General features: G+C 48.4%; 1 protein-coding gene. It reads left to right on the top strand.

The window, feature by feature from the left end:
* Nucleotides 1-86 precede the first annotated feature (86 nt).
* Nucleotides 87-371 carry an LcrG family type III secretion system chaperone VcrG gene (vcrG, locus tag R8N47_RS28730; protein ID WP_005464408.1) on the top strand — a complete coding sequence of 95 codons (285 nt, stop codon included), beginning with the start codon at nucleotides 87-89 and terminating at the stop codon, nucleotides 369-371.
* The last annotated feature ends 131 nt before the right edge of the window (nucleotides 372-502 follow it).

Here is a 502-nt window from a genome sequence, read left to right on the forward strand (position 1 = left end):
GCCCACTGAAAAAGAGAAAAATGTAAAAACTCTCGACTGTTACTGACAGCGCCAATGAGAAGACACGCTTTAAGATAGGAATCAATATGAAGCAACCCTTTACCCAAGCTATTGAAAATGCAGAGTTAGCCATTCGAAATGCGGATGAAAGAAATGACATTTTTAGTGAGCTATTAGAAGGACTCGGTGTTGGCCCCGTAGCAGGAGAAGTTCTGCTTGGCGGTTTAAACGCCTCGCCGAAGTTAATGCAACACGCCGAGCAAGAACTCATCGAAGAAGTTCAGCGCCGCAGGCAGCAACAGCATCAGTTGCAAGGCGTGCAGGGTAAAAGACGAAAGCGACCAACCATGATGCGCGGTATGGTGATCTAGAGGTTTGGATATGACGAATATGACAACAACGGGCTCAGCAACCGGAGCGGCAACCGCCGCCGCAAGCAGTACGCCACTGCCAACGTTTGGACAAAGCCTAACAGAGCAATTGACCCCAATTTTAGGTGATG

The organism is Vibrio sp. 2132-1, assembly GCF_033344315.1.